The organism is Arthrobacter sp. Cza30 (assembly GCF_059090765.1).
In genome coordinates this window covers 313,828-328,246 of sequence record NZ_JBNHGA010000008.1, presented here as the reverse complement: position 1 = coordinate 328,246, position 14,419 = coordinate 313,828, and the positions used below count along the sequence as shown (strand labels likewise).

Genomic DNA, 14,419 nt, shown 5'->3' with positions numbered 1-14,419 from the left:
GAAACCGGCTCCCCGTGGCGGCATGCCTAGGATGGGTCCATGGCCAAGGACACCGCGCATCTGCCCCAGGACGACTTCATCTGGCTTGAGGACATTTACGCCGCCTTGCCCCTGGACTGGGTGAAGGCACAAAACCAGCGCACCGAGGCCAAGCTCGTGGACGACTCGTTCACGGCGCTGGAGGCCGGCATTCTGGAAGTCCTGGACGCGGAGGACCGGATCCCGGCCGTCATCAAGCGCGGCCCGCACTACTACAACTTCTGGCGGGACAAGGCCAACCCCCGCGGCCTGCTGCGCCGCACCAGCTGGGAGAGCTACCTGACCGACTCCCCGGACTGGGAGGTGCTGCTGGACGTTGACGCGCTGGCCGCCGCCGAGGGCGTCGACTGGGTCTATGCCGGCTCGTCCTTCCTGCGCCCCGCGGACGGCACCAGCTACCGGCGTGCCATGCTGCGGCTCTCCCCCGACGGCGGCGACGCGGTGCGGCTGCGCGAGTTCGACGTCGAGGACCGCGCCTTCGTGCCCGGCGGCTTCGACATCCCGGTGGCCAAGAGCTATGTCTCCTGGCTGGACGAGGACCGCCTCCTGCTGGGCACCGACTTCGGCCCCGGCTCGCTGACCACCTCTTCCTATCCGCGGACCAGCCGCATCCTGCGCCGCGGCCAGGCTTTGGAGGCGGCCACGGAGTACTTCGACGTCCCCGGGGACCACATGCTGGCGCAGGTGGGCCACGACTCCACCCCCGGCTTCGAACGGGACGTGGCGGTGGACGTCATCGATTTCTTCAACTACCGCACCTACCTGCGGCGCGACGGCGGGTGGCTGCCCATCGACGTTCCCACCGACGTGAACGTGGATCTCCACCGCCAGTGGCTGCTGCTGCGGCCACGGGGCGACTGGGAACTGGACGGCACCGTCCACCCGGCCGGCTCCCTGCTCGCCGCCGACCTGGAGGCTTTCCTGGCCGGCGACCGTTCCCTGCAGGCCCTCTTCGCCCCCGACGCGGCAACCTCGTTGCAGTCCTGGAGCTGGACCCGGAACTACCTGCTGCTCAACCTGCTGCAGGACGTCTCGTCCCGCATCCTGGTGCTGGATCCCGCCGCGCAGTGGGCCGCCTCGGAACTCCGGGACTGCCCGCCGCTGCACGCCGTGGATGCGTCCGGGGTGGACGACGACGAATCCGACGACTACTGGCTGGTGGCCACCGGCTACCTCACGCCGTCGACCCTCTCGCGCGGCACCATCGGCGGGCCGGCGCTGGAAGTCAAGGCATCGCCGTCGTACTTTGACTCCTCCGCCTACGAGGTCCAGCAGCACTTCGCCACCTCCAAGGACGGCACGCAGGTGCCCTACTTCCAGGTGGGCCCCAAGGATCTTGCCTACGACGGCGGCAACCCGGTGCTGCTCTCGGGTTACGGCGGGTTCGAAGTCGCCCGGACGCCCGGCTACAGCGGCACGGTGGGACGGGCCTGGCTGGAACAGCGCAGCGAGGAGGGCCGCGGCGGCGTGTACGTGGTGGCCAACATCCGCGGCGGCGGCGAGTACGGCCCGGGCTGGCACCGGGCGGCGCTCCAGGCCAACCGTCACCGCGCCTACGAGGACTTCGCCGCGGTGGCGCAGGACCTGATGGACCGCGGAGTCACCCGCCGGGAGCGGCTGGGCTGCGCCGGCGGATCGAACGGCGGCCTGCTGGTCGGAAACATGCTGACCGGCTACCCGCACCTCTTCGGCGCGGTGTCATGCGGGGTGCCGCTGCTTGACATGGCCCGCTACACCAAGCTCTCCGCCGGTTACTCCTGGATTGCGGAGTACGGAGACCCCGAGGACGCGGCACAGTGGGAGTTCATCCGCACGTTCTCGCCCTACCACCTGCTCCAGCCGGGCACCGAGTACCCCGACACCCTCATCTGGACCGCCACCTCGGACGACCGGGTGGGCCCGGTGCAGGCCCGGAAGATGGCCGCGCGGATGCAGGAGCTCGGGGTCGGGAACGTCTGGTTCCACGAAGCCCTCGAGGGCGGCCACGCCGGCGCCAGCGACAACAAGCAGACGGCCCGGTTGCAGGCCCTCTCACACGCGTTCCTGTGGCGCGCGCTGACCGGCTGAGCCCTTCGCGGTTTTGCTCTTGGCCCCGGATTCTGGGTAGTCTTGTGAGGCTAGCAATAGCGTATGGAGACGTGCCAGAGCGGCCGAATGGACTTCACTGCTAATGAAGGGTCGGGGTTAAACTCGACCGGGGGTTCAAATCCCCCCGTCTCCGCGTCAACTCCCCCGGGAAACCGGGGGAGTTTTTGCGTCTCAAGGCCCGAACCAGCGGGCCAGCGCGTCCTCCAGCCCCCGACCGGTCCCGTCCCCCGTCCACGCCACATGCCCGTCGGGCCGGATCAACACCGCGGCCGGAGCGCTGACCGAACCGATCACGGGAAGCTCCCACCCGCCGTCGTATCCGGCGTCCACCAGTTGCACCCGGTCCGCCCACGGCCCCGGCCCGATGCTGCCCGGCGTGCCGAGGTTCAGCAGCACCGCGCGGGCACCATGCAGGAGGGTGAACACCCGCAGCGGGCCGTTGGCGGTGACGATGTCGAGGTCGGGCATGCGGCGCCCGAGCAGCGGGTGCCCCTCGCCGAGGTCGTAGCGGATGTCCAGTCCGGAGATGAGCGCAGCCATCCGCTTCCGGGCCTCATCGATCGTGAGCAGTCCGGCCACCGTGTCGGCCAAGGCGCCGACGCGCGGGTCGGCCCGTTGCATCAGCGACTGCGCCATCGTGTGCTTGAGCGCGCGGGCATCGGCGGGGTGCCGTTCGGCGTGGTAGGTGTCCAGCAGGCTGTCCGGGGCAGTGCCCCTGGCCACCAGGGCGAGCTTCCAGCCGAGGTTCACGGCGTCCTGGATGCCGAGCCCGATCCCCTGCCCGCCCGAAGGAGCATGGACGTGCGCGGCGTCCCCGGCCAGCAGCACGCGTCCGTTGCGGTAGGCCGCGGCCTGCCGCGTGGCGTCGGTGAAGCGCGAGATCCAGGTCGGATGGTGGATCCCGAAGTCGGTGCCGTAGACCTCGGACAGCGCCTTGCCGAGGTCCGCCAGGGTGGGCTCGGTCGCCGGCCCCAGTTGCTTCTCGGTCACGACCACCCGCACCGTTCGCCCGTCCTCCATCAGGTGCAGCCCATGGACCCCCACCTCGTCGATGCGCATGCCCACCGGCGTCTCCTCGGTCACCTCCACCTCGGCGATCAGGCTGCTTTTCGTCGCATCCCAGCCGGGGAACCCGATGCCGGCCGCCTTGCGGACCGCGCTTCGTCCGCCGTCGGCGCCGACCAGGTACCGGGCGCGCATCGGCCCGCCGTAGGCGAGATACACCTCGACCCCGGCGGCGTCCTGGGCCAAGCCGGTTACCTCGAGCCCCCGATGGACCGGCACGCCCAGTTCCTCGATCCAGCCGGCCAGGATCCGCTCGATATGGTTCTGCCACAGGCCGAGCGTGTAGGGGTGGCGGGTGGGAAAGTCGCTGACGTCCAGCGCCGTGTTCCCGAAGAACGCCGCCTGGACGGGCTGGCCCTCGGCCAGGAACCGGTCGGCGATCCCGCGCTGATCCAGAATCTCGATCGTGCGCGAGTGGAAGCCGCCCGCGCGCGAGCCCACCAGCTCCGGCGTCGGGCGTCGCTCCACCACCGCCGCCTCCACTCCCGCCAGCGCCAGCTCACCGGCCAGCATCATCCCGGTCGGACCGCCCCCGGCTACTATGACCTCGACCATCAGGACCCCGCCTCTCCGAGCCTTTTCCGCGCGCCGCTTACGGGCACGTCGGGGCCAGTTTGAGGCATCAGGGGGGCCTTGCAGCAAGCCCCCGGGTGCGCGCTACATTGGAAGTGGCGGGAGACCTACGGCCTCGGCAGCGCGCGGGGCCGGTCTCAGCAGTCATTTCGACGCACGAACTTTGTTCCGGCCGGCCCTGCCGCCCAGAGAACGTCCCCCGGGGCCCGCCCTGCCGCCCGCGGCGGCCCCGCACGTCAGGCGAAGCCGAAGACCGGCGGGAAGGCCACGACGACGACGGCGGCCCAGGCGCCATAGACCGGCAGGTACCCTGTTTGCCAGCGCTCAAGCGCTGCGAAGGGCCGCCTCCCGCGCAGGAACCCGACGGTGAGCCACGCCGCCCGCACCAGATGCACCAGCAGGAGCAGGTTCAGGCCGAGCGCGGCGACCTTGTTGGGGCTGGTACCGAATTCGGCGATCCGGGTCAGCATCGCCGTCAGCATGACCGCGTCGACCGCGACCGCGGCGGCGACGAGGACCAATTGCAGGCCGTCGAACAGGCCCGGCGGCGCCAGCGCGTCGCGGGCAGAAATCGCGTACAGCAGCAGGGCCAGGACGAGCACGAGGATCGCGTTCATCAGGATGAGCAACCCCCGGTCGACGTCCACCAGGCCGCCGGCCGCCGTGAGCACTGCCAGCAGCGCCAGCAGCATCACGATGGTCAGGGGCGTGAAGACGCGGGTGAGCACCGGGGCGATGTTCTCGACGACGTTCTGCTTGGCCTCGACCAGCCAGGCGGCTACGACCAGCGCGCCCGGGACGGCAAACGGCAGGATCCAGGCCTCCATCGCCGGCTCGAAGTCGACGCCGACAGCCTGCAGCGCGCCGAAAGTAAGCCCGATCAGCACCGCCCCGCCGAGGGCCAACAGCGTGAAGTAGATCGCGAGCTCACCGGTGAACCGGACAAAGTCCATGCGCCGGCTGTGTTCACGCCACCTGCCGCCAACGTACGCCACGCCCGCCAGCAGCCACAGGACGACCGGGGCGTGCAGCACGGCGAGCACCTCGGTGGAACCGGCGGCCGCGAACGGGTAGGCATTGAGCAGCACGGCCAGCGCGGCGAACGGGACGAGCAGCGCCGCCGCCTTGGGCACCGTCAACCGGCGTTTCCAGGCGAAGTACGCGGCAAGGAACGGGAAGACGAGGAGGCCGAGGTTTCGCGCCAGGACCTCGCCGTCGAGCCACAGGGTGCCTGCCTTGACGGCCACCCCCGCTCCGACGGCGAGAGCGAGGACGACAGCAAGCTCCCGCCATGGCGGCGCTGCGGAGTCGGCGTCCTGCGGGACGAGCACCAGCTGCTTCCACAGCCGGTCGGAGTGCTCGCGGGCGAACTCACGCGAGACCGCATCCAGATTGCCCAGGCGCTTGATCGCGACGAGGAAGGCCTCCTCGTCGTCCAGCCCTGACGCCTGGCGGTCGGCGATTTGTCCGCGCAGGTGGTCCTCGAGTTCATCGAGGTCCGCGGGTGAAATCGCCTGCCGCCGCCGGACGTACCCGCGCCACCGGTCAATCTGTGCTTCCAACTCGGCATGCGGTTCCATCAGGCCCACCCTTCGACCGGGGCCGCGGGCGGCGGCACCGCCTGCCACACCCGCCGAAGCGTCTCGGCGACCACCGTCCACTGTTGCTGCCGCTCGGCGAGCACCTCCCGGCCTTGGGCGGTGATGGCGTAATGTTTGCGCCGCCGGCCGGCCTCGGAGAGGCCCCACGAGGACGACACATACCCGAACCGCTCGAGTCGGTGCAGCAGCGGGTAGAGCATGCCGTCCGTCCACTCCAGCCCCCCGTCGGACAGTTCGCTCACGCGCTTGCTGATGGCGTAGCCGTACAGTTCGCCCTCCGACAATATCCCCAGCACGAGCGGGGTGGCCGAAGCGGCGACCAGGTCCTTGTCAATGCGCAAAGGGTCCTCCTGATACCTAGATCTGCAAGGTACTACCCTAGCAGCTCTAGGTATCAGGCAAGACCGCCTGCCGGCGAGGGCGGCCGGGGGCTCAGGCCTTGAGGGCCAGGACGAAGGGCAGGACCGCTTCGGCCCCGGCCAGGCGCAGCGCGCGTCCCGCCACGGTCAGGGTCCAGCGGCTGTCGGCGACGTCGTCGACCAGCAGCACGGGGCCGCGGTTCTGCGCCAGCCAGGCTTCACCGCCGTCGGGGACCTGGAACTGGTCCCACACGTCGGCCAACCGGAAGGCGCTGTTGCCGCCGGGGCCGCTGCGTGGTCCGCCGTGCGGGACGGTGAGCTCGCCCAGGTACGGCAGCCGGCCGATCTCGGACAGGCCGCGGGCCAGCGACTGTACCAGCAGCGGCCTGCTGCGCGAGGGGACGCTGACGATGCCGATCGGGCGCTGCGCCCAACCCCATTGCGCGAGGACCTGGACGCAGGCGTTGAGCATGGCCGGGTCCACTTCGCGGTCCGGCGCCCCGTCCGCGAAGACCTCGCGCAGTTTTCCGCCCCAGCCCAGGTCCGTCAGCCGGGCCAGGGCGCGGCCGCTGCCGTTGGCCTCCGCCGGCGGGATCTTGCCCTTGACCGGCACGCCCAGCTTGTTCATGCCGCTGGGCCACATGGCGCGCGGCTCCAGTTCGACGCCGGCCCGCTGCAGGGCGGCGCCGGCGCTTTCGGTGGCCTCGGCCGCGATGGTGTCCGAGTACCAGGGTCCGGCGCAGTTGTCGCAGCGCCCGCAGGGCGCGGCAGCGGGATCGTCCAGAGCCCTCGCCAGGAATTCCATACGGCAGCCGGAGGTGTTCTCGTAGTCCAGCATGGCATTCTGTTCGGCCACCCGCGCCTGCGAAATGCGTCCGTAGCGCTCCGTGTCGTAGGTCCAGGGCTGGCCGGTTCCCTCCCAGCCGCCGCTGACCTTGCGGACCGCGCCGTCCACGGAGAGGACCTTCAGCAGGAGTTCCAGCGGGGATCGTTTCAGGTTCACCAGCGTCTCCAGCGCCGCGGTGGACAGCACGGTCCCCGGGACGGAGAGCTCGCGCAGCACGGCCGTGGCCGTGCCCTCGTTCGGCATCGACGCCGTGGCAAAGTACTCCCAGATGTCCCGGTCTTCGGTACCCGGCAGGAGCAGCACGTCGGCGTTCGGAGTTCCGCGGCCTGCACGCCCCACCTGCTGGTAGTAGGCCACCGGGGAACTCGGCGCACCCAGGTGCACCACAAAGCCCAGGTCGGGTTTGTCGAAGCCCATGCCGAGGGCGCTGGTGGCCACGAGCGCCTTGACCCGGTTCTCCTTCAGCGCCGCCTCGGCCTGTTCCCGCTCGGCCGGGTCGGTCCGGCCGGTGTAGGCGGCCACTTCGTGGCCGGCCTCGCGGAGCAGCCGGGCCGTATCCTCGGCGGCGGAAACCGTGAGGGAGTAGATGATTCCGCTGCCGGGCAGGTCGTTCAGGTGCGTGAGCAGCCACCCGAGCCGGGCGCGCGGGCTGGCCAGGCGGAGCACTCCCAGGCGCAGGGAGGCGCGGGCGAGCGGGCCCCTGATGGTGAGCACTCCGCCGTCGTCGTGCCCGGGGGCGGCATGCACGCCGAGTTGCTCTTCGATGTCGTGGACCACGCGGGAATTGGCGGTGGCCGTGGTGGCCAGTACCGGGACCCGCTCGGGCAGCCGGGCGATCAGGTCCCGGATCCGCCGGTAGTCCGGGCGGAAATCGTGGCCCCAGTCGGAAATGCAGTGCGCCTCGTCGACCACCAGCAGGCCGGAGCTTTGCACCAGCTGCGGCAGCTGTTCGTCCCGGAACCGCGGATTGTTCAGCCGCTCGGGCGAGACCAGCAGCACGTCCACCGTGTTGGCGGCCAGCTGCTCCTGGACCTGGCCCCATTCCAGCTGGTTCGCCGAGTTGATCGCCGCGGCCCGCACACCCGCGCGTTCGGCCGCCGCCACCTGGTCGCGCATGAGCGCGAGCAGGGGCGAGACGATCAGGGTGGGGCCGGCGCCGCGGCGGCGCAGCAGCAGGCTCGCCACGAAGTAGACCGCCGACTTTCCCCAGCCGGTACGCTGCACCACCAGGGCCCGGCGCCCGCCGGAAACCAGCGCCTCGACAGCCTCGAACTGGCCCTCGTGGAACTCGGCCGTGTCATTGCCCACCAGGGCACGCAGCAGCGCGGTGGCCTCCCCGCGCAGCCCGCCGTCGTCCTGCCCGGGCCCCGCCGTTCCCGTCGTCGCCGCGTCCGTTGTCCCGTCGATCAGCTCAGCCATGCTGCCCAGTATCGCAGCCGCCGAGGACAACCTGGCCCTTTTCCACAGCAGCCCCTTATAAGCTGGTGAAGTGAGCAGCATAGATCTTGGCCTGTCCTTCAAGGCGTACGACGTCCGCGGGATCGTGGGCGAAACCATTACGGCGGCGACCGTCGAGGCGACCGGCGCCGCGTTCGTGGACGTGTTGTCCCTGGCCGGGCAGACCGTGCTGGTGGGCGGCGACATGCGCCCGTCCTCGCCGGAATTCGCCGCCGCGTTCGCCCACGGCGCGGCCGGCCGCGGGGCCAACATCCAGATGCTGGGGCTGATCTCCACCGATGAGCTCTACTACGCCTGCGGGTCCCTGGACGCCGCCGGTGTGGTGTTCACCGCCAGCCACAACCCCGCGCAGTACAACGGCCTGAAGATGGCCAAGCCCGGGGCGGTGCCGGTCTCCTCCGACACCGGCATGTTCGACATCCGCGACTTGGCGCAGAAGTACCTCGAGACCGGGATCCCCGACGGCACCGAACCCGGGACCATCAGCGAAACCAACGTGCTGGCCGGTTACGCCTCCTACCTGCGCTCCCTGGTGGACCTGGCCGGCATCCGGCCGCTGAAGGTAGTGGTAGACGCCGGCAACGGCATGGCCGGAATGACTACCCCCGCCGTGCTCGGCGACACCCTGCTGCCGGCGCTGCCGCTTCAGGTCGTGCCGCTGTATTTCGAGCTGGACGGGACGTTCCCCAACCATCCGGCCAACCCCTTGGAACCGGAAAACCTGGTGGACCTGCAGGCCGCCGTCATCGAGCACGGGGCGGACCTCGGCCTGGCCTTCGACGGCGACGCCGACCGGTGCTTCGTGATCGATGACACCGGGGCGGTGGTCTCCCCCTCGGCGATCACCGCGCTGGTCGCCCGGCGCGAAATCGCCCGCGCCCGCGCCGCCGGCGAAGAAAGCCCGGCGGTGATCCACAACCTGATCACCTCCCGCGCCGTGCCCGAAACCATCACCGCCGCCGGCGGACGCCCGGTACGCACCCGGGTGGGACACTCGTTCATCAAGGCGCACATGGCCGAGGAAAAGGCCGTGTTCGGCGGCGAACACTCCGCGCACTACTACTTCCGCGACTTCTACAACGCCGACACCGGCATGCTCGCCGCCATGCACGTGCTCGCCGCCCTCGGCGAGCAGGACGCGCCGCTGTCCAAGCTGGCCGCCGAATACGACCCCTACCACGCCACCGGCGAACTGAACTCCCAGGTCGACGACAAGGACGCCGCGATCGCCCGCGTGCTGGCCGACTTCGCCCCCGCCCTCGCGCCCGACCCCGCCGCGGCCGGAACCGACACCACCGCCGCCGGCTGCCCGGCAGCCTACGCGGGCACCGGCGTGAGCGTGGACCGACTCGACGGCACCACCGTGATCGCCGACGACGGCACCTGGTGGTTCAACCTCCGCCCCTCCAACACCGAACCCTTCCTGCGGCTGAACGCCGAGGCGACCAGCCCCGGCCTGCTCGACACCCTCCGCGGGCACGTCCTGGCCCGCGTCCGGGAAACAGCATGAGCGCCTCGTGGCGGGAGGGCATCCCCGCGGAGATCCTGGCCGATATCGACACACTCTTCGGAACCGGGCTCGGGGTGGCGCAGGAACAGTTGACCGAGCACGGAGCGTTCCTGCCCGCGGCCCTGGTCACCACGCATGACGGCGGGCTGCGGCTCGTCGTCGTCTCCCCCGATGACCTGGACGCCGAGGCCGCCGAGGTCAACGTGGACGGCATGATCGAGGACCTGTACGCCACCCTGCGCCATGACCGCGCCGATTTCCGCGCCATCGCCGTGATCAGCGACATCTTCCTGCCCGAAGAAGACGCCGACGCGATCCAGATTGCCGTGGAGCACTCGGCCGGCATCGCGGTCTCGGCCATCCAGCCCTACCATCACGACGACGACGGCGCCTGGAGCTACCCCGACCCGTTCGTGGACCCGCAGGAACGCCTCGTCTGGCCCGACGAGGAACCCGACGCAGAAGCCGGGCCACCCCGGGGCTGATCCGCCGGCGCCGCGCGGAACCGCGGCCATTCCGGCCGCGCCAGGCCGCTAAAATTGGCAGCATGCGCATCAATGCCTTCTCCGACGTGTGCCTGCGGGCACTGATGCTGCTGTCCGCGGCGCCGAAGGGCGAATTGATGACCACGCAGGTGGTCGCCGACGGCGTCGGCACCCCGTACAACCACGTCAGCAAGGCCGTGCTGAAGCTGCGCTCGCTCGGACTGGTCGAGGCCGTGCGCGGCCGCTCCGGCGGCATCCGGATCAGCGCCGCCGGACGGCTGGCGACGGTGGGCGGCCTGCTGCGGACCCTCGACGCGCGGGAGGACGTGGTGGATTGCGAGTCCGCCGCCGGCGACTGCCCGATGAACAACAATTGCGGGCTGCGGGGAGCGCTGCGCCGGGCCCGCGAGGCCTTTTACCGCGAACTGGATCCCCTCGTCGTGTCCTCGTTGCCACACCGGTTGCAGATGGAACCCGTCTTCATGACGTTGCTCACACGCGCCCCGGGGTGATCCGCAGCGGGCCACCCCCACGGACTCAGCCGGTCTGGCGTCCCGAGAGCTTGTCGCGCAGCCGATCAACCATGCCAACCCCGGGCCCCACGGTCTTGTGGAACAGCTCGGAGTGCGGGGCGCTGGGATGAGGCCTGGTCGGCGCGACCTTCTTGGCGCTCTGGACCTTTTCACCCAGCTCGGCGAGCCGCTCCGGAGAGATGTGGGCGCGCAGCTTCGGGAACTGATCCGTCTCCTCGTCGTTGGCGTGGTGGCGCAGCTGTCCTGCCAGTTCCCTCACCAGCTCCATGAAGGTCGGATCGGAAGAGTCAACGTCCTCCATCCGCTTCATCAGCCGAACGATCTCGTCATGCTCCTTCTTGTCATGCTCAACCTCTTCCTTGCCGTTCGGCACGTGCTCTTCAATCACGGGGTAGACAAGCATCTCTTCGGCGACGGCGTGGCGCATCACCTCGGCAATGAGGGTATCGGCCAGGTCCCGGCGCTGGCCCGGGTCGGCGGTCTGCTCGATCTGACTGAGCAGTTCGAGCATTTCGCGGTGATCGGTCGTGAGGATATCGATGACATCCCCGCCCTGAGTATCGGCCATGGAACGCCCCTCCTTGGGTCGTTGCTCCTGAGCGTGCGTAGGAGGGCTCAACATACCAATGAGCGGCACCCGAAGCCACGGCCCGACGAGTCTTACGGGGCGCGGGAGCACGAAATCGCGGCAACCGGTCTAGACCGGAGGGACAGAGGCCATCCCGTCCGAAAGATCCGCAGTTAAAAGGATGAGGCCCCCGCGCAGCTGCGCGGGGGCCTCATGTCGGGAGCCTGTGATGGCGTCCCGCCTTCAGTCACTCAGGCGAAGCGGGCCTGGAGCTGCTTGAGTTCGGCGTCCAGCTCATCGGGCAGGGAATCGCCGAACTGCGCGTACCATTCCTCGATGCCCTTGAGCTCTTCCTTCCACTCCGCCGGATCCACCTTGACGGCTTCCTCCACCTGCGCCTGGGTCATGTCCAGCCCGGTCAGGTCGATGGAGTCGCCGGTCGGGATGTAGCCGATCGGCGTTTCCGTGGCGTCCGCGGTGCCCTCGATGCGTTCGATGGCCCACTTGAGCACGCGGGAGTTCTCCCCGAAGCCCGGCCACGCGAAGCCGCCGTCGGCATTGCGGCGGAACCAGTTGACCAGGAATACCTTGGGCAGGCGGTCCGGGTTGGCCTTGCCCTCGATGGTGCCCCAGTGCTTGAGGTAGTCGCCGGCGTTGTAGCCGATGAACGGAAGCATGGCCATCGGGTCGCGGCGGACCACGCCGACGGCGCCGGCGGCTGCCGCGGTGGTCTCCGACGACAGGGTGGAGCCCATGAAGATGCCGTTGGTCCACGAGCGGGCCTGCGTAACCAGCGGGATGGTGGTCTTGCGGCGCCCGCCGAAGAGGATCGCGTGGATCTCCACGCCGTCGGGGCTGTAGTACTCCTGGGCCAGCATGTCGATCTGCGAGATCGGCGTGCAGAAGCGCGAGTTCGGGTGCGCCGCCGGCCGGCCGGAGTCGGGCGTCCAGTCGTTGCCCTGCCAGTCGATGAGGTGATCGGGCACGTCGTCGGTCATGCCCTCCCACCAGACGCCGCCGTCGTCGGTCAGCGCCACGTTGGTGAAGATGGAGTTGCCCTTGGCGATGGCGCGCATGGCGTTGGGATTGGTGCTCCAGCCGGTGCCCGGTGCGACGCCGAACAGGCCGTACTCGGGGTTCACGCCGCGCAGTTCGCCCTCCTTGCCGATGCGCATCCAGTTGATGTCGTCGCCGAGGGTCTCGGCCTTCCAGCCGTCGATGGTCGGATCCAGCAGCGCGAGGTTGGTCTTGCCGCAGGCCGAGGGGAAGGCGGCCGCAATGTTGTACGCCTTGCCCTGCGGGCTGGTGAGCTTGAGGATCAGCATGTGCTCGGCCAGCCAGCCTTCGTCGCGGGCAATGACCGAGGCGATGCGCAGGGCGTAGCACTTCTTGCCCAGCAGCGCGTTGCCGCCGTAGCCCGAGCCGTAGGACCAGATGGACCGCTCCTCGGGGAAGTGCACGATCCACTTCTCCTCATTGCACGGCCAGACGACGTCGGCTTCCCCTGGTTCCAGCGGGGCGCCGACGGAGTGCAGCGCGGGGACGAAGAAGGCGTCCTCAGCCTCCATCTTGCGCAGCACGTCGGTGCCGATCCGCGCCATGATGCGCATGGAGGCGACCACGTAGGCCGAGTCGGTGATTTCGACGCCGTACTGCGGCTGTTCCGCATCCAGCGGCCCCATGACAAAGGGGATCACGTACATGGTGCGTCCGCGCATGCTGCCGGCGAAGCGTTCCGTGAGGATCGACTTCATCTCCGCGGGGTCCATCCAGTTGTTGGTGAACCCTGCGTCTGCCTCCTTCTCGGAGCAGATGAAGGTCCGCTCTTCGACCCGGGCGACGTCCTTCGGGTCGGAGAAGCCGACGAAGGAGTTCGGGAACAGCTGCGGGTTCAGCCGCTTCAGCGTCCCGGCCTCGACCAGCTGATCGGTCAGGAGTGCGTACTCCTCTTCGGAGCCGTCCACCCAATAGACTGAGTCGGGCTGCGTCAGCTCTGAAACTTCGGCAACCCAGGCCAGAAGCTTTGCGTGTGTAGTTGGGGCATCCATAAGTGTTTCCTCAAGAACCGGCTGACGCGTGATATCGCCCATGACTCATCCCTTTCCTGGGCCAGTGGTGTTTCTAGATGCTATGGGTCGATGGCTAGACCAGCGGGCTGCAGAAAAAGGGGATTGGCCCGCCCTGGATATGATGAGCCCGGAATTCCGGGGTTTTTCTACGTGTCAACCCCCACAGGTGTGATTAAGGTCATATAGACCGGTCTAGTTAATGTGTCCTTCCGAGGGCGGGCGCGAACTGGTTTCCCTAGATCAGCAGCCCGGCACCGCAGCTCCGCGGCGCTGGCGCCCCCAAGCTAGACAGGTGGGCTGGGGGGGGTGAGGCGCGGCGTCCACAAGCCGCGATGCACGCAATTCCGGGGCGGAGGCGGGCGGGGCTCCCTCGATTTGGCGACTGTCCGGCAAACACGCTACAGTTGTATCCGGCCGCGAGGCCAAGCGCCCATAGCTCAGCTGGATAGAGCGTCTGTCTACGGAACAGAAGGCCGGGGGTTCGAATCCCTCTGGGCGCACCAAACACATGCAGCCCGGTCATCGACCGGGCTGCATTTTTGTTGCCGGCAACGTGCCGCGGCTCCAGCGGTTTACAGGGCCGCACGCCCCCTCCGGGCTCCATGTCACACTCGCTGCTTCCGCAGTGTCTTCCTTGTATCCCCGCTCGCCGGGGCAACGACGAGGAGGCCGGCATGGCACGGATACCCCTGGAACACTCCCCCAGCCTGTTCCTGAGCATCATGGCGGGCTACAGCAAGCGGAAGTACGGCAAGGTGCTGGATCCCGGCCTGGCCATGCTGCACAACCGGCGGGTGCTGTTTTCCTGGCTGCGGCACGAACGATCCGTTGCCAGGTTCAACACCCTGCCGCCCGTACTCAAGGCTTTGGCCGTCATGGGAGCGGCCTCCTCTATCGGCTGCAGCTGGTGCCTCGACTTCGGCTACTGGGAATTTCATCACCAGGGCGTGGAGCCGGCGAAACTGCGGGAGGTTCCGCGCTGGCATACGGCTTCGGTTTACACTCAGCTGGAGCGCGATGTGCTCGGTTATGCAGAGGCCATGACCGCGACCCCACCCACAGTCACCGACGACTTAGTGGAAAGGCTGAAGCAGTATCTTGACCCGGCCCAGCTGGCGGAACTGACCTATCTGGTTGCGGTGGAGAACCAGCGGTCGAGGGTGAACGCCGCGTTGGGCCTGGCCAGCCAGGGCTTCAAGGAAACCTGCGGCGTAGGAGGCTGAC

General features: G+C 69.0%; 11 protein-coding genes and 2 tRNA genes. 7 read left to right on the top strand and 6 right to left on the bottom strand.

Annotated elements, in window-relative coordinates; genetic code table 11:
* Window positions 1–39 precede the first annotated feature (39 nt).
* Together AC5RVZ_RS26345 and AC5RVZ_RS26340 are read left to right on the top strand one after the other, a co-directional pair.
* Entirely contained in the window at window positions 40–2,106 is a 2,067-nt protein-coding gene (locus tag AC5RVZ_RS26345; RefSeq protein WP_494068564.1) for a prolyl oligopeptidase family serine peptidase, read from the top strand.
* Between the two features lie 65 nt (window positions 2,107–2,171).
* Window positions 2,172–2,260 (top strand) — tRNA-Ser (locus AC5RVZ_RS26340).
* Between the two features lie 38 nt (window positions 2,261–2,298).
* On the opposite strand, the gene AC5RVZ_RS26335 is transcribed toward AC5RVZ_RS26340, so the two are convergent.
* The 4 genes from AC5RVZ_RS26335 to AC5RVZ_RS26320 all read right to left on the bottom strand — a co-directional run bounded on the left by AC5RVZ_RS26335 (window position 2,299) and on the right by AC5RVZ_RS26320 (window position 7,991).
* Window positions 2,299–3,747, bottom strand: coding sequence for an FAD-dependent monooxygenase (locus AC5RVZ_RS26335; RefSeq protein WP_494068563.1), 1,449 nt, complete (start codon window positions 3,745–3,747; stop codon window positions 2,299–2,301).
* 254 nt (window positions 3,748–4,001) lie between these two features.
* Window positions 4,002–5,345, bottom strand: a complete 1,344-nt coding sequence (locus AC5RVZ_RS26330; RefSeq protein WP_494068562.1) for a permease prefix domain 1-containing protein — start codon at window positions 5,343–5,345, stop codon at window positions 4,002–4,004.
* Window positions 5,345–5,707 (bottom strand): PadR family transcriptional regulator, encoded by a 363-nt coding sequence (locus tag AC5RVZ_RS26325; RefSeq protein ID WP_494068561.1) that lies wholly within the window; start codon window positions 5,705–5,707, stop codon window positions 5,345–5,347. Before AC5RVZ_RS26325 ends, AC5RVZ_RS26330 begins: the two co-directional genes overlap by 1 nt.
* Before the next feature lie 91 nt (window positions 5,708–5,798).
* Window positions 5,799–7,991, bottom strand: a complete 2,193-nt coding sequence (locus AC5RVZ_RS26320) for a RecQ family ATP-dependent DNA helicase (protein ID WP_494068560.1) — start codon at window positions 7,989–7,991, stop codon at window positions 5,799–5,801.
* Between the two features lie 70 nt (window positions 7,992–8,061).
* Between AC5RVZ_RS26320 and AC5RVZ_RS26315 the strand changes: the two genes are divergently transcribed.
* The 3 genes from AC5RVZ_RS26315 to AC5RVZ_RS26305 all read left to right on the top strand — a co-directional run bounded on the left by AC5RVZ_RS26315 (window position 8,062) and on the right by AC5RVZ_RS26305 (window position 10,537).
* Complete coding sequence (locus tag AC5RVZ_RS26315; RefSeq protein ID WP_494068559.1) at window positions 8,062–9,540, top strand: phosphohexomutase domain-containing protein; 1,479 nt, start codon at window positions 8,062–8,064, stop codon at window positions 9,538–9,540.
* Window positions 9,537–10,025, top strand: a complete 489-nt coding sequence (locus AC5RVZ_RS26310; protein ID WP_494002292.1) for a hypothetical protein — start codon at window positions 9,537–9,539, stop codon at window positions 10,023–10,025. Before AC5RVZ_RS26315 ends, AC5RVZ_RS26310 begins: the two co-directional genes overlap by 4 nt.
* A gap of 62 nt (window positions 10,026–10,087) precedes the next feature.
* The gene (locus AC5RVZ_RS26305) at window positions 10,088–10,537 is read left to right on the top strand and encodes an RrF2 family transcriptional regulator (protein ID WP_494068558.1); all 450 of its coding nucleotides are present in this window, start codon (window positions 10,088–10,090) and stop codon (window positions 10,535–10,537) included.
* Window positions 10,538–10,562: 25 nt separating this feature from the next.
* Here the strand turns inward: AC5RVZ_RS26305 and AC5RVZ_RS26300 are convergent, their stop codons facing one another.
* Both AC5RVZ_RS26300 and AC5RVZ_RS26295 read right to left on the bottom strand, forming a co-directional pair.
* Entirely contained in the window at window positions 10,563–11,126 is a 564-nt protein-coding gene (locus AC5RVZ_RS26300; protein ID WP_494068557.1) for a hemerythrin domain-containing protein, read from the bottom strand.
* A gap of 251 nt (window positions 11,127–11,377) precedes the next feature.
* Window positions 11,378–13,216: a phosphoenolpyruvate carboxykinase (GTP) gene (locus tag AC5RVZ_RS26295; RefSeq protein WP_494068556.1), complete on the bottom strand. Its 1,839-nt coding sequence runs from the start codon at window positions 13,214–13,216 to the stop codon at window positions 11,378–11,380.
* Between the two features lie 405 nt (window positions 13,217–13,621).
* Here AC5RVZ_RS26295 and AC5RVZ_RS26290 point away from each other — a divergent pair.
* Window positions 13,622–13,698 (top strand) — tRNA-Arg (locus tag AC5RVZ_RS26290).
* 171 nt (window positions 13,699–13,869) lie between these two features.
* Window positions 13,870–14,418, top strand: a complete 549-nt coding sequence (locus tag AC5RVZ_RS26285) for a carboxymuconolactone decarboxylase family protein (protein WP_494068555.1) — start codon at window positions 13,870–13,872, stop codon at window positions 14,416–14,418.
* Window position 14,419 lies beyond the last annotated feature (1 nt).

Bases quoted from the DNA above. Each gene is read 5' to 3' on its own strand.
- AC5RVZ_RS26345 (WP_494068564.1), top strand. From the start codon at position 40: ATGGCCAAGGACACCGCGCATCTGCCCCAGGACGACTTCATCTGGCTT.
- AC5RVZ_RS26335 (WP_494068563.1), bottom strand. From the start codon at position 3,747: ATGGTCGAGGTCATAGTAGCCGGGGGCGGTCCGACCGGGATGATGCTG.
- AC5RVZ_RS26330 (WP_494068562.1), bottom strand. From the start codon at position 5,345: ATGGAACCGCATGCCGAGTTGGAAGCACAGATTGACCGGTGGCGCGGG.
- AC5RVZ_RS26320 (WP_494068560.1), bottom strand. From the start codon at position 7,991: ATGGCTGAGCTGATCGACGGGACAACGGACGCGGCGACGACGGGAACG.
- AC5RVZ_RS26310 (WP_494002292.1), top strand. From the start codon at position 9,537: ATGAGCGCCTCGTGGCGGGAGGGCATCCCCGCGGAGATCCTGGCCGAT.
- AC5RVZ_RS26305 (WP_494068558.1), top strand. From the start codon at position 10,088: ATGCGCATCAATGCCTTCTCCGACGTGTGCCTGCGGGCACTGATGCTG.
- AC5RVZ_RS26300 (WP_494068557.1), bottom strand. From the start codon at position 11,126: ATGGCCGATACTCAGGGCGGGGATGTCATCGATATCCTCACGACCGAT.
- AC5RVZ_RS26295 (WP_494068556.1), bottom strand. From the start codon at position 13,216: ATGGGCGATATCACGCGTCAGCCGGTTCTTGAGGAAACACTTATGGAT.
- AC5RVZ_RS26285 (WP_494068555.1), top strand. From the start codon at position 13,870: ATGGCACGGATACCCCTGGAACACTCCCCCAGCCTGTTCCTGAGCATC.